Origin of the sequence: Roseobacter sp. HKCCD6576-2, assembly GCF_013179285.1 — a bacterium.
GTDB classification, from domain to species: Bacteria; Pseudomonadota; Alphaproteobacteria; order Rhodobacterales; family Rhodobacteraceae; genus Rhodophyticola; species Rhodophyticola oceani.
Window position 1 is genome coordinate 17,374 of the sequence record NZ_WVNW01000012.1, and the last position, 17,987, is coordinate 35,360.

Genomic DNA, 17,987 nt, shown 5'->3' on the forward strand with positions numbered 1-17,987 from the left:
CAAGTCTGGTATGACCAGTGGCGCAGTGCCGTTATCTCTTCCTATGGCGCTGCGCTCGAAGAACTTGGACTGCATCCTTACTTTGTCGATGCTGCATCGTTTGCACGCCAAGCATTGGATGGTTCTCTTCCAAAGGTTACTTGCGCGTTCAACCTGAATGCCGGCATCACTCCGATCCATCATTGGAGCATGGTTCCATCCGTCGCCAGCTGGTGCGGTATCAAGCCCTTTTCCGATCAGCGGAGCACATACAGAGAGCCCAAAGTGGCGGACAAGCGACGCCCGTCGACAGAGAATGTCACGAAGCTTTGGCTGGTTGGCGCGCTCGTCTGACAACGCATGGCTTGGGTGTTTGTAAGCGGCGAGGAACGATTGTGGGTCCCATTATCGTTACCGCTCAAAAGGGCGATTTAGGCACAGCGGCCCTTCCGTTCTGAACTGGCTGAACCAGACCACAGGAGTTCATCAGGCATCACCTAGATCTTGCTGCCACCAGCTGCACCTGAGGCGATGAACGCGGCGCGGGACACCAGACCCTGCAAGCCTATGCGGAAGAACTTGGTACTTTTGCCGGTGTCACCAATCATTTCCGGCTCAGTGATCCGCTGACCAGAGATTGGACGCGACCCTATTTTCGGAATCGTCGGTAACTCTAATTTATCAAACTCCAGCAACTGCGCACACCCAAGGGAAAACATGGACGTGATGCGTGAGAAAACGACTGAGTGTCAGCTGCACCGTGGCAGGCTCAGCAGGTTGTTCGGTTCATCGCCGTCTGCTTCGGTTTTCAAGTACTTCTTCCCGTTGCGACTTGCGACGATTACCCAAACCGACTTGCCATTGGCCGTGGTCCAGAATCGCCATCTCCCGTCCTCGATGCCCTTGATGGCCACGTCGAGTTTAATGCACCAGGCTCCCCCGGTATTCGCCGCGCCCTTAGCCCCACCGATGCTGTCGATCCGGCGGTCGGCATCGGCGCCGTCCGGAATGATGCAGGTAACCTGATGATCCTGAGGCATGCCTTTGTCTCCTTCTTCTAGGCCGCTTGATCGCCCCGCCATTCACGACGACGATGTCTGCTCGGCAAAAGATGCACCAAAACGGATGCTTCGCTTATCGCCATGCCCACTATTCGGTTCGCTTGACCTCGTAGGTCTTTCAGACAGCATGGTCCGCTGCGTTTTTTGCACGACTTATCAACACGCGCTATCCAGCCGCCCCCGGGCGCATCCTGACGGCGAGAAGACGGGGGCAACCCATCACCGGTCCCATCGCAGTGAAGGCACTTGGACAAACCATCTCCAACTACGCCCCACCCATCACAATGATCGCATATCTCCTGATGCGCTATTGCGTCTACCATGTCGTTAGTTCGTTTTATTGTACCGCAAAATGGCCGCCTACTGGTCCAACCCGAGCTGATCCCGCAAATGTTGGTTTAGTCGTGTTTGCCAACCCTTGGGGTCTGGCGAGCGCAGGGCATTCAGAACATCATTGTCCAGCTTGACAGTGACTTGAGACTTGTTTGATCCTGTAGGGCGACCACGCCGCCGGGGTGTCGCGTCAGGTGCTGCTTCCCATGTGTCAGGGTCTTTCGTGATGCGGGCGCGGATTTCAGCGTCCTGCTCGGGGGTGTTGTCGGCGATATTCGGTGCTTTAGCCATTGTGAAATTCCTTTCTCCAGATTTTGATTTCGGTGTTGGTCGCCGGACGCAAGGACACGATGCGAATTGTGTTCTCGCTACGCTCAACCGTCACGACTGCCGCCAACGTCAAGTCAATCGGACCGATCCACAGTTCGCGCTGTTCATGATCAACGACTTGGGTGTCCACACACAGGGCAAAGGTCCAGTCAAAGCGGTCCATCGCATCAAAGGACAGGCCATGCTTTTCTGCGTTGATGGCATTCTTGGCGCTGTCCCATTCATAACTCATCGGCTTGTTGATCCCTTTGCTCCCATATTTAAAGTAACGCCTTTTATTCGGAGTGTCAATATTTAAAGTAACGCCTTTTATTTGAGGCCACCATTTCTGTGCGCCAAATGGCCGACTGGATCATGCGGGCGTCCGGTGGGGCCGGAACGCAGAGGAGGACCGCGCTTGCACGGTTGGGAATCAGCGTGAATCTGCCAAGAGAAATCGCCGACCACCCGATGATCGGAAAACAAGCGCAGCCGCCTTTCATGGCGACGCAGCAACACTCAAATCGTCAGATTTGCCAGAGCGTCAGTGGAGGCAGGTCTGTCTGAACCATCGATGTGATCCTTGCCTCAAGCAAGGACCTCCACTGAACCTTCGATACGGTGCCGGAAAATGAGCATTTGATTGTGAGCATAGACAGCAAAAGTGGCAGGCCCGCTCATGGGGCCTACCGGACGTCTCACTCAGCACATGCGTCATAGACAACTTCTGTGCTGCCACAGCTCAGGCAACGATGCTCGATTTTCCGTGCAACGCTCACGCCCCCTTATTGCCGTAGAGCGCCCGCGCGGTGGCATCTATGGCGTCAAAGGCGGCCTGAGAAAGCGCCTTGTGATCCTCGGTTGCGATTTCAGGCAGTTGCATGAACGCGGCACAGTCTTCACGGAATGACTGGTAACGCACGGGATCGTTCAGAAATCCGGCAGCATCGGCCGCGCCGCGAACCAAGTCCATCAGACCGCAACCCATGCCTCGTCGATCAGGCCGCAATCTGTGACTGCGAAGCCGTGCCGGACCTCTGCCATTGCCTTGCGGTATGCGGCGTTGTGCTTTACTGCCTGCCAATAGGTGGGGTCATTCGGTTTTTGAATTCCGATTTCAGCCATTTTCGTTTCCTTTCCTTGAAAGAGGTTTGTGGACGGTCCTTTGCAGGACCGTCCATTGTTTTGCTCACTCGGCGGTGAACTCGCCGACCTTGATGCCGTTCGCTTCGGCCTTTTGACCAAGGTTTATCGCAACGCCATTGCCACCGAAGATCAGGGCGCCAATCGGCTTGGCCGCAATGATCGCATCGTTGGCTTTGAATGGAGCGGCTTTACCGTGGCCCTGCCAGTTTGGCCGAAAGAGGATCTGGCGAACCTTGTTGTTGCGGGCCCATGTGGCCGCAATGCGTTCCACACCCTTGCCATGACCTTTGTGGCAGAGAACCATGTCGGGATACTTGGCAAATGTCTGGTCCAGAATGCGGTAGATTTCGCGGCAGTCTTTGGCGTCAGCATCGCCGGTGATGGCAATCTTCGGTCCCTCGACCTTGTTGCGCTCGGCCTGTTCGCGGTCGTGTCGGTTCAGAAGCTCTTTCGCTTCGAACACTGCACCGGTTGCCTGCGCGTCTTTTGTGGTGCGGCTGCCGGTGACGGGCGTATAGGCTTGCCCGGTCTCGATTTCGTAGCACTTGGGCGGCTTGAGGAAGCTGGAAGGGGCGGTAGCGCCGCCCCAAGGCCCGCGAGGGGCTTATTCTGTGACGCTGTCATCCTGATCACCAGCCTTTGGTTCAAAGCCTACGAGTTCATCAACGGCGACGGGGAAGTCGAGTTTGATGTTGAGGACTTGTCCTGAACCATCTGCGCGATCGTTGAGGAAGGCGACACCGACCCGGCGGTAGGATGTCTTTTCGGCCCCGTTGGATGTGTAGGTGACGGGTACAGTGATATTGAAGCGGTTAGTCATGATCGATCTCCTTGTTTCGATGGGGCTAATAGAGGCAGGGGCGTCAGGGCGTGATGCAGGCTGAAATGCGGAGGGTCCGCTGCTTGCAGTGGAAACCGTATTTCTGCTTGCCGAGGCTTTAGCTAAGGGAACATCGCGACCGCACCTGCCTAGACACATCGTTGAGAAGCAAGGAGGGCGTTCATGACGTGAACGCCGATATTGGTGTTCCTGTTACCGTTCCGACGGGACCGAAAACTGCCTGCGGAGCGAAGTGACCTGAGGATTGGTCGCGTAGAAAGCCTCAGGTCCGGTGCGTAAACGGGTCGCCCGGCCGTTGTGGGACGTGTGATTGATATCCGACTGTGAGCCGGACAGCGTTATTGATACGCCAGCGTGTTTGGGTCGTGATGGCACTTCGTACATCCGAGCAAAACCAAGTCGCCACCAGCACGTGTCGCGGACAAGCAGTCTGATACAATCAGTTCGCGCTTGCGCGCATGGGGACCCGCCCGGCGCAGGGGGGCCTGACTATATTTTCAAGGTAGCGCAGCAACTATGAAAATAAGGAAGGGGCCAAGGCGCGTCCCCCTCCATGATATCAACCCAGTGGTTCGTTGCATGTTATGCTGACGAATGCTTAAGCTGAGCCGATGACGCCTCTGGCCGAACCAACCCACCGGCCCATACGGCCTAACTTGAGAAGAGAGAATATCATGAACAAAGTTGACCTGATCAAAGCAATCGCCGCCGACACTGGCGAGACAAATGCAACCGTTGATGCGGTGCTCAACTCGCTGGCGAACACCACATCAAAGGTCCTCGGTGAGGGCGATGAGGTGACCATCCCAGACATCGTCAAGCTGGGCACCAAGCTGCGCGCCGCCCGTACTGGCCGCAACCCGAGGACTGGTGAACCGATCGCTATCGACGCCAAGACCATAGTGACCACAAAAGTGCTCAAGGGCCTTGCCGATCATGTAGCCTAGCCGTGCCGTTGAATGAGTTTGAGGTTTTCGACTGCTATATGTAGCAACCTGGCCCAACTGCACCGAACGTGCAGATAATAAAGATGGTCATGCCCACCTCCTCCTGGGCATGGCCGCTTTCTTCTGCGCCCCAGTATCGCGCGCGGGCATGGTCATCCCCGCCTCATCCGCGAGGATCCGAACCGCTTCCGTGAAGCCAACATTCTCGGTTTCGCGCACAAACGAAATCACATCTCCCGTCGCGCGACAGACAAAACAATAATAATACCCTTTGCGATCATCGACGTGAAAGCTGGCGGTTTTTCCTGGTGAAACGGGCACGGCGCCCATAAATCACCCTTCCCTTGGTTGGACTTACGCTGATCCCACGTGACTTTGCGCCCGATGACCTGCCCAATGGATAGCCGCGCGCGAAGCTCGTCCAGAAATTCTGGTGGTAGTAAACCATTCATCATTGCAACACAGCCGAAATGAGCAAAGCACCCTAGACCTGTTTCCCCGTTCTTCTCTTCTAATGCACGGTCCAACTCGGCGTGTGATCTGGCTTCTGAAACACAATAAGGTGCTGCCATTTCTGGCAAGGCTTTAGTGCTTTTGCGACTGTCGCGGGAGGAGGTGCAACAACCGCTATGCGGAGATCGGTCTCTCAGGAGGAGGATGAGATTACGAACCCGTTGAATGTAGAATGGCGCTGTCCTCCGTCTTGTCAGCGGATTTTGTTCAGCAGCCACGCGTCAAACGCTGCGCGTTGTGATGCGCTCATGCGGAGTCGAGCAGTTTTGATGGCGTCTACGGCTTTGTCCAAATCAGGGGAAGACGAGCCAGAGCGCTCGGTTTTTAAGACATATGCCGCCCGATCTTGCGCCTGCCAGTTTGTGCGCTCTTGGCCCGATAGTTCGCCGACTTTCGCATCCGACCAGGACTTCGGAAAGTGCTTGCCTATCTCGTACGTACTGCCGACCCTGGCACCTTGAAAAGTTGACGCTTTTGCCTTTGGGTAGGCGTCGTCAACAACGCCATCGAGCTGCCATGGAGCAACGGACAGGCCGAAGGCCAGATCAACCGCCTCAAGACCCTCAAGCGTGCAATGTACGGCAGGGCGGGTCCCGAGCTGCTGAAGGCACGAATGCTGCCACGGATCCACACAAAGTGAGGAAGACCCGGTCCGCCTCGAGGGCGGCGCCGACATCGGAGCGAAACTGCGGCCGGAGGTTGCCAGCGAAACGCGACAACCGGCGGAGACGCAGGACATTCGTCAGGATCGAGACAAGACGGGCAAGCAGAAGCACCGGCGCCAGCGCGATGTTGGCCGGCGCCCGCAGGAGGTCCCAACCGATGGCATGGCGATGCAGGCGCAGCGCGTCGGACAACCGGTAATGCCGCCTAACGAATCCATCGATCAAGGCAAGATCGCCTTCGGTGTCTGTGGTCGGTTGGCCCACTACTGCCCCCGCCAGAAGCGCGTGCAACGTACGACTGCGCTGTGAGCCGGACAAGCGAAGGTCTCATTGGTGCTCGCTACTGTCGGCGCTCCCTCGTAAGGGTTGCAGCCGAACTTGACGATGGACTGCATACCAGATGTAGTATCATCACCAGGCCCTTTATCTAATTGTTGCATTTGTTCCTGTAATGTTCTAAATTGGAAGCAAGCATTTGGAGGATGCCTGCATGGCTACGATCACGCTGCCCGCGACGCCCAAGCAGATCGCCTACGCACGCCAGATTGCGTCGCGCCAGAACGTCGTGCTGCCTTGGGACGTCCAATCGGACCGGGCAAAAATCAGTGCCTGGATATCGACGAATACCGGACTGAAACCGGTTCTTGATCCGCGACCGTCGTCGAAGCAGGTTGCCTTCGCTGAGCGATTGGCGCGGCGGCGCCATGTGTCGGTTCCTGACGAATGCTTCAAAGATCGCGGTTTGATGTCGCGTTGGATCGATCACAACAAGGCGTAGTCGACGCTTTCCTAATAATCGAAGCTCTCAAGCACCTAGCCAGAGATCGATATGGCGGCTCCATTATCGTGACCGTTGCGAACGGCCCAGAGCATGCGTAATTGGGCAGACCCTGAACTGAGGTCGAGCTCCTGGTAGGATCACAGGAAATCTGTGGAAAAGGGAGAATGACGATGGAGTACTTTGCTGGGCTAGATTTGTCGCTGCGATCATGTGCGCTGTGCATTGTTGATGCGAGGGGGAGCGTTGCATTTGAACGTGAGCTGGCCTGCGACGTCAACGCAAGGGCAAACTCACGGATCGCGAACTTAGCGGACTAGGCCGTGTCTCGTGAGGAAGGCCCACTCGCTTTAGCGCCGGGGGTATACTGTTGTGGTTGCGACCCCACAGTCCTAGTGACCGTCTTTCGCAATTCGAATGTTCAGAAGAACTTGTCGCCTTTCTCCTCGCGCGACGTCAATCGCCCTGGCGATAGCAGAGGGCAGCTCTTCGCCCTTGCTCACCGTCTCGGTGTAGGCGCGACTGGCTTCACCGGTTTTCGTGAAATCTGGGATCGGCGCAAGCGAGGTGAGTGGGACATCGTTGGACTTCGATGCGCGCCCGCCTTTGTAGAGACCGGAAACCGAGCGTCGAACAGCCCCCCATTCCTCGTTGTTTAGAACAAGGGTGATAACGGGTAGGTCGAGCGCTTCGCAGAGCTGATGGCATGCCGTTGGATTTGCGAACATGTAGCTGCCATCCCCCATCGTGGCAAAAACCAACCGATCCGGATCGGCGAGTTGGGCGCCCATGGCGGCAGGCAAGCCCCAGCCCAATCCGCCGGAATGAGGCTCTTGGATATAGCTTTGGAAGTCGTCCAACTGCAGCGGCGGCAGGGGACATCCGAGTTCGTGGATCACCGTTGCCTTTTGCCCTCGGACCGCCTCACCAAGACAATGGGACACCCACGCCTTGGTCATTGGTGAGCGGCAGCCCGCTTTGGCCTCGTCAGCAACGCGCTGACGTTCCGCGTCTGACGCAGACACAATCCGCTTTCGGCGGGCCTCAGTCGTGGCCGGGTCCAACGGCCCGTCTTCCACCGCCGAAATGAGCTCCAGAAGCGATTGCGCTGTATCGCCGCTTAACGTCACGTCCGAGCGGAAGGAGCGCATCGGCGAGGACCGCGCAAACAGGGGATCCGGGCCCAGGTGGATGATCTTGGCATCCGGGGCGGGGGAGGCGCGATCCGGCCACCAGGGCGCAAGCGCGTCAATCACGAGCACAACATCGGCCGCCAACAAGAAATCGTCGGGGAACCAACCGATATGCATGTCGCTCGACATCGGAATTGAGATTTGGTTCGCCCAGTAGTGCGAGACCGGTATGGCGCGGGCTTCGACGAAGCTCGCCAGCGCGTCAAACGCGGCTTTTGTCCCGACACCGCGCTGGGCGATGATCAGGGGACGTTCTGCAGTGGCCAGCAACTCCGCCGCTTGGGCCAGATCTTCGCGCGCTGGAGCGGTTCGCGCCGCTTGCAGCTTAGACGCCTCTTCCAATCCGTCTGCCGGACAGGGGTCACAGAGCACTTCTCTGGGAAGACTCAGGTATACCGGCCCCTTCGGCGTGGAGTTCGCAATCGACCAACCCCGATCAAGAACATCCGAGACCTGATCGGGAAACCGAAGCTCGTAGTCCCATTTGCACGCCTCACGCACCAAGGCGGTCTGGTCGTACATTTCCTGGCCCCATCCAATGGGCACCGTTCGGGCCCCAAACCTTCCACCCTCGGCGACCGGTGTCCGGCCTGACATCACGAACATCGGGATCTGGTCGCAGGCCGCGTTGATTACACCTGTGGCGCCGTTCGACAGCCCCACGTTCGTATGCAGCATCACCGCCTGCGCGCGACCCGAGATCTGATAGAAGCCGTGCGCCATACCGACCGCGACATGTTCGTGGGGCACGGTGATCGCCTGCGGCAGGTCGATCCCCTTGTCGCGCGCTTCGATCAGCCCTTCGATGATCGGTGGAAAGTCCGTTCCCGAATTGGCGAAGACATACTCGACCCCCAGCGCCTTCAGCTTTCCGAAGAGCGCGCCGCCGGCGGTGACTGAGCTTTGTTCCTTCATGACATGCGCCTCAGATCGGATAGGTCTGATTTGGGTCTTCGATGGTGATCCAGCGAAGCTCGGTGAACTCATCGATACCGGCGGTTCCCCCAAACCGGCCGTAACCGCTCGCCTTGGTGCCCCCGAACGGCACTTGGGCCTCGGCCCCAACGGTCGGACCATTGATATGCGCGATCCCAGTGGTCAGTCGTTTGGCGACCTCCATCCCGCAACCGATGTCCTTCGTAAAGATGGCGCAGCTCAGCCCATATTCGGTGTCGTTGGCGATCTCGATGGCGTGGTCTTCGTCCTTGGCCCGAACCAGCGCGGCGACCGGGCCAAATGTCTCCTCCCCGTAGATCGCCATATCGGACGTCACTCCGACGACAACAGTGGCGGGCATGATGGTCCCATCAAGCGGTACGCCACCGCCGATCGTGCTCGCCCCTTTTCCGACAGCGTCGCTGATCAGCCGATCGACGTGATCGATGGTGTCGCGGTCCACCACCGATGCGAGGTTCTGTTCGTCCGCCGGTACGCCAACAGAAAGAGTTGCGATCCGTGCGCGCAGGGCTGTCTCAAACGCATCTGCAACCGCATCGACGACAATGATCTTCTCCGTCGACATGCAGATTTGGCCCTGATTCATGAACGCCCCGAAGGCAGCTGCGCGGGCGGCGGCCTCGATATCCGCATCTTCGAGCACCAGCATCGGGTTCTTCCCGCCCAGTTCCAGAAGGCAGGGTTTGAGGTGTTTCGTGGCGCGCGCGGCGATGATCTGGCCGACGCGGGTTGAGCCGGTGAAGTTGATGCGGCGCGTCAGCGGGTGGTCGATAAGCGTATTGACGACCTCGGGCGCGTCACCGGCCGAATGTGTGATGATGTTCAAGACCCCGGGGGGCAGACCGCCATCTGCCATGCAGTCTCCGATCAAGCGATGCAGGCCCGGGCATTTCTCTGAGGCCTTCATCACGACCGTGTTTCCGCAGGCAAGCGGCATCGCAAATGACCAAACCCCTAGAACTATGGGCGCATTCCACGGCGCCATCCCGACAAGGACGCCAACGGGTTGGCGATGGGCCATCGAAAGCATGCCCGGCTTGCTTGATGGGATGATCTCTCCCTTTATCTGGGTGGTCATGGCCGCCGCCTCACGGAGGAAGCTCGCCGCGAGTTTGACGTTGTTTCGGTACCACAGCAGCGTGCTGGCGGTCTCGGCGATGCCAAGGGTTACGAACTCATCAACCCGCGCTTCCAACGCATCCGCGCAGCTGTTCAATACCTTGCGTTTCTCTTCGGGACTGGTCGATGACCAGGTGACAAAGGCGTTTTGCGCCGCCAGAACCGCCCGATCGACGTCGGCGGATTTCGCGGCAGCGGCTACGGTGACCGCCTCGCCTGTAATCGGCGACCGCCGTTCAAAGGTTCCACCGTCAATGGCCGGTTCGCTCTTGTTGTTGATGTGCAGCGAGACCTCGAGAGGGGCCATCAGGCGTACCTCAATGGTCGGGGGCCGGGCTCGATGGCGTCAAGCATCGCCTGATTCAACTGAAACAGAAGGTCTGACTTCACCCTGGAAGATGATGGATCGTCCCAGAGATTGTGGGTTTCGTTCGGGTCGGCGGCGATGTCGTAGAGTTCGCCATCCTCGGCGCCCTTGTAGATCGAAAGACGATGGGTTTCGGTTACAAGGCTCCGGATATTCGGGATCTTTGAGAAGCCCGGGTAGATCTTGTTTTCCTCATGCTCGATCAACACGCACTCGCGGGGCGAGGCTGTCTGGTCGATTTGCGGCAGGAACGACCGCCCCTGCATCCCAAAGTACGGCAGGACACCGCAGCGTTCGAGGATCGTCGGTCCGATATCCACCGAGGCCGCCAAACCCTTTGCCGTCGATGGGCCCTCTTGCGTCGGATCGACCCAGATGAACGGGACCTTGTTCACCGAGACATGCGGGAATGGCCCCTTCAGCAACAGTGAGAATGCACCCATGTAGTCGCCGTGGTCGGAGTTGAAGACGATGATGGTGTTGTCGGCCTGACCGCTGTCTTGCAGCGCCTTTAGGATTTCCCCAATGGCATCGTCGATCATGGTGATCATACCCGCGGTCAGGGCCATGGCTTCCTGGATCTGGCGCTTGGGGGCCATGAAGGCCTGTTGCTGGTTCGCCGGGACCACGCCTTGCTTTAGCAAATCTCTCCAAGCCTTCACCTGCTTTGGCGGGTTTTTGTGTGCCTCGAACGGCAGATCGACGGCGAAGTCATCGGGATCGTACATGTCCCAGTACTTGCCGGGCGGGGTAAACGGATGATGCGGGTCCGGAAAGGACACGAAGGCGAAGAAGGGCTGGTCATCGCCGCTTCTGTCACCGAGATATCGCTTCGCCTGATCCCGAATATAGGACGTCGGGTACAGCTCCTCGGGGATGCCGGTGCGAAACGCTTGGGGGTTGGTATAGGTATGGGGCAACTGGTTTGAGTGGTCCCGCAAGCTGGCCCACTCATTGGTTTGTTGCCTGAGCCACTGAAGGTAATGGCCCCCACATTGGTCGCTGTGGTTGGTCACCATCCGGACATGGTCGAACCCATAATAGGGCATCGCGACCCCGTAAGCAGACGGGTCCTCATAGGTTGATGGCTGCTCGGCCGTGTAGACCGCTCCATTGGCCTTTCTTGCCTCGGGAATGCTCTCGTTCACATCGAGGGTCCGGCCCTCGAGGTCAATCGGTCTGTCTGTGAAGGGCTGGAGATGGCTCTTTCCGATGGAGGCCGTGTGGTATCCGGCGTCTCTCAGAAGATCGACAAACGTGTTCGCGTCCTCCGGCAGCGGCAACCCGTTGTGCCGCAGCCCGTTCACCGAGGGGTACCGCCCGGTGAAGATCGCGCCGCGATTTGGCATGCACACGGGCGTTGTCACGTAGAAGTTCGTGAACCGCGTGCCGCGTGCGGCAAGTCCGTCGATGTTCGGGGTCCGCACAACCGGATGTCCCGCATAGCCCAGCCAGTCGGCGCGATGCTGGTCCGTCATGAAGTAGAGGATGTTGGGGCGTTTGCTCATGCGGTCGCGGGTCCCTTGCAAACCATCCGGTGCAGGATCACCAGCCCGATGGAGGCGAGCAGGGCCGGTCCGCTGACAAGCGGATCGGGGTGTATCAGCGCCAGTCCCGCCACGATCCTCAGCCCGGCCTCCCAAAGCGTCATGCGCCGCGCATCGAACCGGCTGCAGGCAGAGGCCAGCATGTAGATGAGGGCGGCCAGCCGGACCAACAGGTAGAGAAACGGAACAAGGCTCCACTCCGCGCCTGCCTCGGGCATGATCAGCATGACCGGGTTGAAGGCGAACAGGAACGGAATGGCAAAGATAACGATACCAATTCGTGTGGCCTGGACGGCCGTTCCCATCGCCCCGCCGCCGGAAATCGACGCCGCCGCGAAGGCGGCAATCGCCACCGGCGGTGTGATCGCCGACGCCACGCCGAAGTAGAAGACAAAGAAATGCGCGGTCAGGTCGGTCAGCCCCAGGCTCGTCAAGGACGGACCAAGGATGATCACGATCGTCAGGTAGGCGGGCAGCGTCGGCATCCCCATCCCCAGGACAAGCGCCGCAAGCGCCGCGAAGACCAGGGCAAGCAGCAAGCTCTCGCCCGCACTGCCGCTGATGACCTTGGCGAATTCAAGCGGCAGGCCCGTGGCACCGAGAACCGCGATGATCAGGCTGACCGTGCCGATCGCCATCAACAACCGCCCAAAGGTGATCCCGCCATTGGCGAAGCTCTCGGCAACGGTCATGGGCCGTTTCCGCATCTCCGGATTGAGAAAGCTGAGGATCAGAAGGCAGGTCAGCGCAATCATTGCAGACCCGGCCGCCGAGAAGCCGGACAGGAGCGCAATCACCACGATGGTGACCGGCATGATGACGAGGATGAGGTTGATCCAGTCCCGGGTGGTGATCGGATCAATCTCTTCATCCTCGGCCACTTCAACGCCCAGAGAGCGTGACTCGAACACCACCGTCGTGAAGAGCGAGGCATAGTAGGCCAGCGCCGGAACGATCGCCGCCGTGATGATGATGAGGTAGTCGACCGAGATGAAGTCGGCCATCACGAGCGCCGCCGCGCCCATGATCGGGGGCATGATCTGCCCGCCGGTGGAGGCCGTCGCCTCGACCCCGCCTGCAAATGTCGGCCGGAACCCGCGCCGCTTGATCATCGGGATGGTGATGACGCCGGTGCCGACGACGTTGGAGACGGCGGATCCGGAGATCGTGCCAAACAACGACGAGGCCATGATCGCGGCGTGAGCGGGGCCGCCACGAAACCTCCTCATGGCATGGAAGCTCAGCTTGATCATGGATCTGCCGCCCCCGGTCCCTTCCAGAACCGCGCCCATAATGATGAAGGGAAAAACGGTGTTGATCAGGATCGCGAGGATGTTGCCCATAACACCGTCGCCCGTGTTGTACCAAAGCTCAGCCGGCGTATCCTGGGTGAAGTCCATGCCTGCGTGCCCGAGGATGCCCGGCAGGTGCTCTCCAAAGAAGAAATAGAGCAGGGCAAGCGTACCGACGGTCGCGAGCGGCAGACCCCAGATGCGCCAGCAGTAGTAGAGGATGATTAAGCAACCTGTGATGGCCATCCAGGCGTGGAAGTCTTGAAAGAAAAAGAGACCGACGTCCTCGATGCGCGTTACGGCGATATTGAAGGACCAGAGCGCGTAGAGGGCGACGAGCACCAGCGCAAAGTTGAACAGCGTAACGGCAATCGCCAGTGGTGAGCGAGAAAACTCCGAGATCACCAGAAAGGAGATGACAAGCCCGACAGCGAAGACGCCGGGGTGCAAGTCAGCCGCCCGAATGACACCAATCGAAGGCAACGGGCCGAAGTCCGGCATCGCGTTCAGGTATCCAAGAAGGGCGAACGCAAAGCCGATAATCAGCAGAATCCGGGCCTTGAGCGGCCGTTGGGTTTCGGCGGCTACATCCATGCGATGCACCTCTCGCTACGTGGTGTGACGGAGTGATCGAGTTGGGGGCACCGCAGCGCCCCCAAACTGAAACGGCTCAGGACCCCGGAAGCAGGTTCTCCGGAATGCTGATGCCCACCTCTTCATAGTAGCGAGCGGCGCCAGGATGCAGGGGCGCGGCAAGCGACATGAACGCGTTGTCGATGGTCAGGGGCGTAAGCCCCGGGCTGACCGAGTGGGCGTCATCGAGGTTCTCAAACATCGCCTTGGTCAGATCATAGGCGGTCTGTTCATCCATGTCCTGGTGCACGCTGACGAACATGACGAAGGCGGATGCCAGAATGTCCTCGTCGTTGTTGGCCTGGTTAGCATATGTGCCCGCCGGAAGGACATCGGCCGCATAGCCAGGGGTCTGCAGATAGGCATCCCAGGCCGGCGTCCCGAGGATCTCTTCCGGAACACCGAGCAGGCGGAACTGTGTGGCTGAGCCAAGCTGATCTATCGCGGCGGACCCGATGGTCCCCGACCGCAGGAAGGCATCGAACTTGCCATCCTCGAACGCCTGGTTCGCCGCGCTCCAGGCCAGCCGGATCGCCTCATAGTCCTCATTCGCCTTCATGCCGGTGATCGTTTCGATGAGGGCCACGGTCTGGGCCGAAAACGACCCGGCCGGAGGACCCACGAACACGCGCTTGCCACGCAGGTCGTCCCAGGTCTCGATCTCGCTGTCCGCATAGGTGATCGCGTGAACGTGCCCGCCGAGGAACGAGAACAAGGATCTGACATTTGCCGAGGCATCGATGGCTTCCTGGCCGAGATCGGCATAGGGCACTTTGCCGGCTTGCATGCGGGAGAAGGCCCCCGCCGGCGTGCTGGCAAGATCAATCGCGCCTGTTGCGACCTTAAGCACCGAGCGCGTCAGCGTTTGGTCGATGTTGACGCGGATTTCGTGGTCATCGGCGGCGTATTTCGAGAGGAGCTGCGGCACAAGCGCGCTTAGCCCCGCAGCAGACCCTCCTTCGGCCCGGAGTGTTTCAGCAGTTGCGGGGGCCGCGAACGCCAGCGCGACGAGCCCCCCGGCGAGAGTCTTGCGCAGATGTTTCATGTGTTCCTCCCTTATCAGCGCCTTGATGGGCATAGTCACACACCACCGCGCCATGTGTAAAATCGATAAAGTGGACATTCCCATACGTTTCCGCATACCTTGGCGCCATGCTAAACCCCAAGCATCTCTATTGGCTGGCCGAGATCACGGACCTTGGCTCCATCAGCCAGGCAGCTCAGAAGCTGAACGTGACGCAGCCGACCCTAAGCCGCGCGGTGCAGGTCATTGAGGATCAGGTCGGCAGCCCTGTCCTTGAGCGGGAGCGATACGGTGTCCGGCCGACACGAATTGGCCAGAGACTGGCAGAGACCGGCAGGGCCATTGCTGAGAGCCGGATGCAGGCAGAAAACGCAATCGACCTCTGGAGAGGCGGCCAGGATCGCGAGCTACGTTTAGGCGTAGGGCCGATGCTTGCGGCCTCAATAATGGGTGGGTTCTTTTCCGAACTGTTCGAAGATCGACCCAGATACGCCCTTCGTGTCGTCTCTGCGACCGCGTCGCGGCTGATCGAAAGGCTGAATGACGGCCATCTCGACGTCGTTCTGGCGCCAGAGCAGATCAATCTGTTCCAGGACGATCTCTTTCAGCACAAGTTGTTTGAGGACGATCTGGCCGTGTTTGCCGGACCATCGAATCCTCTAAGCGTTCGCTCTGACAGTATTTCTTTGTCACAGCTCGGAGAGCATCGGTGGATCGCGATTGGGGCGCTATCCGGGATCTTCGGATCGCAGACCGAAATCCTTGCCGGGCTCGGAACCGAGCGTGTGACCGCGTCCATTAGCTTTACCGGGGACATTGTCATGGCAGCTGAAATCCTGAGGCGGACGGAAGCCCTCTGTATAATGCCAAGACGGCTCGCACGGCTGTCGGGGGTTCTGGCTGATGCAAATGAACTTAACCTGACCGTAAATCTGCCCAGCCGCGACGTCGTGCTTTGGTGCCGCCGGATCGAACGGCATCGCCCGGACATCCTGGACTTCCAAGATAGGCTCGAGACGCACCTGGCAAGAGCAAGCGGTTTCTCGGGTCGATGAGATCACCTGATGTCCGGTCGAAGGCCCTTTTTTGTGTGCTTGAGCATTCTGGGCGCATTTGAGATTATTTCTGCGGCTCGCATTTCGACTGCGGGTTCCCGTCCGTTGAAACGGGATAACTGGGCGCCACGCCAATTCCAAACTCGGCTGGCATCGCTGCGTGATCTGCTTTCGGCTATGCCAACAACTATCTGATCGACACAAAAAGCTCGGTAATCATGGATGTTGAGGCAACACGAGCGATCCGCCAGGCCGAGGTTGGCGCCTCACAAACCACGCTGGATAGGACAGAACAACGGTTTGGGATTAGACCGGATTGGCTGGCTGCAGACACGGCCTATGGTTCCGCCGCAAACCTCGCATGGCTGGTCAAAAAGCGCGCGATCATCCCCTTTATTTCAGTGATCGACAAATCCAATCGCAAGGACGGGACGTGGTCGCGAGCCGACTTCGAGTGGGACGAAGAGAACGACCAGTACATTTGCCCGGAAGGGCATGCCTTGAAGCAGTTCCGGCGTAATTACTCCGACCCGAACAGGGGCCAAAACATCACGGGCACAAGGCGATACCGCGCGTTGAAAGAGGTCTGCCAGGCCTGTCCGTCAAAACACCCGATGGGACCATTGTCCGGGCTATTCCAGGCGCGGACACGCATGTTCCCGTCTGGATCCTCGGTTCGAGCCTACATGGCGCGAAACTGGCGGCCTATCTGGGCCTGCCTTATGCGTTCGCGTCACATTTTGCACCGGACATGCTGGAACAGGCGCTGGCCGTCTATCGGGCCTCGTTTCAACCATCGGAACACCTTTCACGTCCCTATGTGATGGTGGCTGCGGGGGTTTGCGCAGCGGACACCGATGCGCAAGCACACTATCTGCGGTCATCGCAAGTGCTGGCGTTTGCAAGACTGCGCATGGGAAATCCCGGTAAACTCCCTCATCCGATAGACAACGTTGCGTCCGAAATCCCGGCGGCGGTGCTTGCGCAGGTCAACCATGCCTTCTTCTGCTCGGCGACCGGGTCTGCGGCGACGGTCAAGCAACAGCTTGCCAGCTTTATCGACACATATCAGCCTGACGAACTCATGGTGACAGGCATGATACACGATCATGCGGCACGGGTTCGCTCTTTCCAGATTGCTGCCGACGCCCTGATGGACTTGCGTGAGATAACAAAGATCGCCTGATCGCGTCTTCGTCCCGCTCGGCTGATCCGCAGAGGTTCTGTACGGCATCACGATTGATGTCACGGACCGCGACACTCCCGATTGGCAACAAATGTTGTTTTGTTGGGCTGGTTGAGCTATATGCAATTCATGCCCAGACTCTCGATCGACATTACCCCGGAAGAGCATCAGATGCTCAAGGCCATCGCTGCCCTCAAAGGGCAGAGCATCAAGGAATTCGTTCTAAAGCGTACCCTTGGAGACGCACCCCCGCTCGACGAGATGAACGAGGAGGAGGCGTTCAGCGCCCTGTCCGAGTTCCTGAAGCCGCGGATCGACCAAGCTCGGCGTGGAGAGCTATCCACGAAGTCGGTCACTGACATCCATCGTGAGGCGCGCGCACAGCTGGAACAGTAACGGTTCGGATGACTAGCTACAAATTCACCCTCGCAGCGGAATAAGATCTGAGGGGCATCTGGCACTACAGCCACAAGACGTGGGGGACCGACCAAGCTGAAAGGTATCTCGACCAGATCGAGACATGCTGCAAAGCGATCAGCGACGGGGGGACACGGTCGAAGTCCCACGATGCCTTGCCTGACGATGTGCGAGTCCACCGTTGCGAGCATCACTACATCTTCTGGCTCACAGGGGATGTGCCAATCATCATCGCAGTCCTTCACGAACGTATGGACCTCTTAAATCGGCTTAGGGACCGCCTGTGATGCCGGACGACGTCACCCGAAGCTGGTTGGGCAACCCGTTCTCGGACCAGCAATTCTTGCCTTTCATGGCACGCAATCTGCAATCGCGGAAGCGCCATCACCTGCAGTATTCCTCTCGCCAGCACGATTTCAGAACATCACTTTGAGTCCTGCGCTTGCGCTGAGGGCGCTGGCATCCCCGGCGTTGCCGAGCCCGCTGGCATAGGAGGCTTCGCCAAAGAAGTCCACGCGATCGCTCCACGCATAGGTGCCGCCAATGCCGACCCCAAGCGCCCAGGCCTCATTCTCGCTCGTCAGCGACGCGCCGGCCACCTCCACCGTGCTACCCGCGCCGAAAT

Annotated in this window: 21 protein-coding genes and 3 pseudogenes; 8 read left to right on the forward strand and 16 right to left on the reverse strand. The window is 58.9% G+C overall.

Annotation, left to right across the window (positions count from 1 at the left end):
* Window positions 1–476: 476 nt before the first annotated feature.
* From GTF44_RS19585 to GTF44_RS19620, 8 genes are all read right to left on the reverse strand, one after another.
* Complete coding sequence (locus tag GTF44_RS19585; RefSeq protein WP_171562709.1) at window positions 477–674, reverse strand: hypothetical protein; 198 nt, start codon at window positions 672–674, stop codon at window positions 477–479.
* A gap of 54 nt (window positions 675–728) precedes the next feature.
* Entirely contained in the window at window positions 729–1,019 is a 291-nt protein-coding gene (locus tag GTF44_RS19590; RefSeq protein ID WP_171562711.1) for a DUF3892 domain-containing protein, read from the reverse strand.
* Between the two features lie 381 nt (window positions 1,020–1,400).
* Window positions 1,401–1,664 (reverse strand): BrnA antitoxin family protein, encoded by a 264-nt coding sequence (locus tag GTF44_RS19595; RefSeq protein WP_171562713.1) that lies wholly within the window; start codon window positions 1,662–1,664, stop codon window positions 1,401–1,403.
* A complete protein-coding gene (locus tag GTF44_RS19600) occupies window positions 1,657–1,935 on the reverse strand; it encodes a BrnT family toxin (RefSeq protein WP_171562715.1) in 279 nt (92 codons plus the stop codon). The genes GTF44_RS19595 and GTF44_RS19600 overlap by 8 nt, the downstream gene beginning before the upstream one ends.
* A gap of 522 nt (window positions 1,936–2,457) precedes the next feature.
* Complete coding sequence (locus GTF44_RS19605) at window positions 2,458–2,655, reverse strand: hypothetical protein (protein WP_171562717.1); 198 nt, start codon at window positions 2,653–2,655, stop codon at window positions 2,458–2,460.
* A complete protein-coding gene (locus GTF44_RS19610; RefSeq protein WP_171562719.1) occupies window positions 2,655–2,807 on the reverse strand; it encodes a hypothetical protein in 153 nt (50 codons plus the stop codon). Before GTF44_RS19610 ends, GTF44_RS19605 begins: the two co-directional genes overlap by 1 nt.
* Before the next feature lie 64 nt (window positions 2,808–2,871).
* Window positions 2,872–3,291 (reverse strand): DUF2493 domain-containing protein, encoded by a 420-nt coding sequence (locus tag GTF44_RS19615; RefSeq protein ID WP_171562721.1) that lies wholly within the window; start codon window positions 3,289–3,291, stop codon window positions 2,872–2,874.
* Between the two features lie 141 nt (window positions 3,292–3,432).
* Window positions 3,433–3,648 carry a hypothetical protein gene (locus tag GTF44_RS19620; protein WP_170436154.1) on the reverse strand — a complete coding sequence of 72 codons (216 nt, stop codon included), beginning with the start codon at window positions 3,646–3,648 and terminating at the stop codon, window positions 3,433–3,435.
* Between the two features lie 695 nt (window positions 3,649–4,343).
* Here GTF44_RS19620 and GTF44_RS19625 point away from each other — a divergent pair.
* On the forward strand, window positions 4,344–4,616 hold the full coding sequence (locus tag GTF44_RS19625; protein WP_171562723.1) for an HU family DNA-binding protein: 273 nt from the start codon (window positions 4,344–4,346) through the stop codon (window positions 4,614–4,616).
* Between the two features lie 87 nt (window positions 4,617–4,703).
* On the opposite strand, the pseudogene GTF44_RS19630 reads toward GTF44_RS19625, so the two are convergent.
* Both GTF44_RS19630 and GTF44_RS21995 read right to left on the reverse strand, forming a co-directional pair.
* A pseudogene (locus GTF44_RS19630) lies at window positions 4,704–5,188 on the reverse strand (CHC2 zinc finger domain-containing protein).
* A 504-nt stretch (window positions 5,189–5,692) separates the two neighbouring features.
* Window positions 5,693–6,058, reverse strand: a complete 366-nt coding sequence (locus tag GTF44_RS21995; RefSeq protein WP_216369058.1) for a DUF6635 family protein — start codon at window positions 6,056–6,058, stop codon at window positions 5,693–5,695.
* 226 nt (window positions 6,059–6,284) lie between these two features.
* Here GTF44_RS21995 and GTF44_RS19640 point away from each other — a divergent pair, with 226 nt between their 5' ends.
* A complete protein-coding gene (locus GTF44_RS19640) occupies window positions 6,285–6,572 on the forward strand; it encodes a hypothetical protein (RefSeq protein ID WP_171562724.1) in 288 nt (95 codons plus the stop codon).
* Window positions 6,573–6,964: 392 nt separating this feature from the next.
* Here GTF44_RS19640 and GTF44_RS19645 read toward each other — a convergent pair whose 3' ends face one another.
* The 5 genes from GTF44_RS19645 to GTF44_RS19665 all read right to left on the reverse strand — a co-directional run bounded on the left by GTF44_RS19645 (window position 6,965) and on the right by GTF44_RS19665 (window position 14,725).
* On the reverse strand, window positions 6,965–8,680 hold the full coding sequence (locus tag GTF44_RS19645) for a thiamine pyrophosphate-requiring protein (protein WP_171562725.1): 1,716 nt from the start codon (window positions 8,678–8,680) through the stop codon (window positions 6,965–6,967).
* 10 nt (window positions 8,681–8,690) lie between these two features.
* Window positions 8,691–10,148: an aldehyde dehydrogenase gene (locus GTF44_RS19650; RefSeq protein ID WP_171562726.1), complete on the reverse strand. Its 1,458-nt coding sequence runs from the start codon at window positions 10,146–10,148 to the stop codon at window positions 8,691–8,693.
* Entirely contained in the window at window positions 10,148–11,716 is a 1,569-nt protein-coding gene (locus GTF44_RS19655; RefSeq protein ID WP_171562727.1) for a sulfatase, read from the reverse strand. Before GTF44_RS19655 ends, GTF44_RS19650 begins: the two co-directional genes overlap by 1 nt.
* Window positions 11,713–13,641 carry a TRAP transporter fused permease subunit gene (locus tag GTF44_RS19660; protein WP_171562728.1) on the reverse strand — a complete coding sequence of 643 codons (1,929 nt, stop codon included), beginning with the start codon at window positions 13,639–13,641 and terminating at the stop codon, window positions 11,713–11,715. Before GTF44_RS19660 ends, GTF44_RS19655 begins: the two co-directional genes overlap by 4 nt.
* A 76-nt stretch (window positions 13,642–13,717) precedes the next feature.
* Complete coding sequence (locus tag GTF44_RS19665; RefSeq protein WP_171562729.1) at window positions 13,718–14,725, reverse strand: TAXI family TRAP transporter solute-binding subunit; 1,008 nt, start codon at window positions 14,723–14,725, stop codon at window positions 13,718–13,720.
* 107 nt (window positions 14,726–14,832) lie between these two features.
* Between GTF44_RS19665 and GTF44_RS22635 the strand changes: the two are divergent.
* From GTF44_RS22635 to GTF44_RS22640, 6 genes and pseudogenes are all read left to right on the forward strand, one after another.
* Window positions 14,833–15,009, forward strand: a pseudogene (locus GTF44_RS22635) (LysR family transcriptional regulator); the annotation flags it as partial.
* Window positions 15,010–15,060: 51 nt separating this feature from the next.
* Window positions 15,061–15,759 (forward strand): LysR family transcriptional regulator substrate-binding protein, encoded by a 699-nt coding sequence (locus GTF44_RS19670; RefSeq protein ID WP_253261365.1) that lies wholly within the window; start codon window positions 15,061–15,063, stop codon window positions 15,757–15,759.
* A 170-nt stretch (window positions 15,760–15,929) separates the two neighbouring features.
* A pseudogene (locus GTF44_RS19675) lies at window positions 15,930–16,367 on the forward strand (IS5/IS1182 family transposase); the annotation flags it as partial.
* Between the two features lie 14 nt (window positions 16,368–16,381).
* Window positions 16,382–16,945, forward strand: coding sequence for an MsnO8 family LLM class oxidoreductase (locus tag GTF44_RS19680; RefSeq protein ID WP_367383428.1), 564 nt, complete (start codon window positions 16,382–16,384; stop codon window positions 16,943–16,945).
* Between the two features lie 120 nt (window positions 16,946–17,065).
* Window positions 17,066–17,341 (forward strand): antitoxin, encoded by a 276-nt coding sequence (locus tag GTF44_RS19685; RefSeq protein WP_216365184.1) that lies wholly within the window; start codon window positions 17,066–17,068, stop codon window positions 17,339–17,341.
* Between the two features lie 56 nt (window positions 17,342–17,397).
* Window positions 17,398–17,649, forward strand: coding sequence for a type II toxin-antitoxin system RelE/ParE family toxin (locus tag GTF44_RS22640; protein WP_367383429.1), 252 nt, complete (start codon window positions 17,398–17,400; stop codon window positions 17,647–17,649).
* 129 nt (window positions 17,650–17,778) lie between these two features.
* Here the strand turns inward: GTF44_RS22640 and GTF44_RS19695 are convergent.
* Window positions 17,779–17,987 (reverse strand): autotransporter outer membrane beta-barrel domain-containing protein (locus GTF44_RS19695; RefSeq protein ID WP_171562733.1); only part of this gene is annotated, 209 nt, incomplete at its 5' end.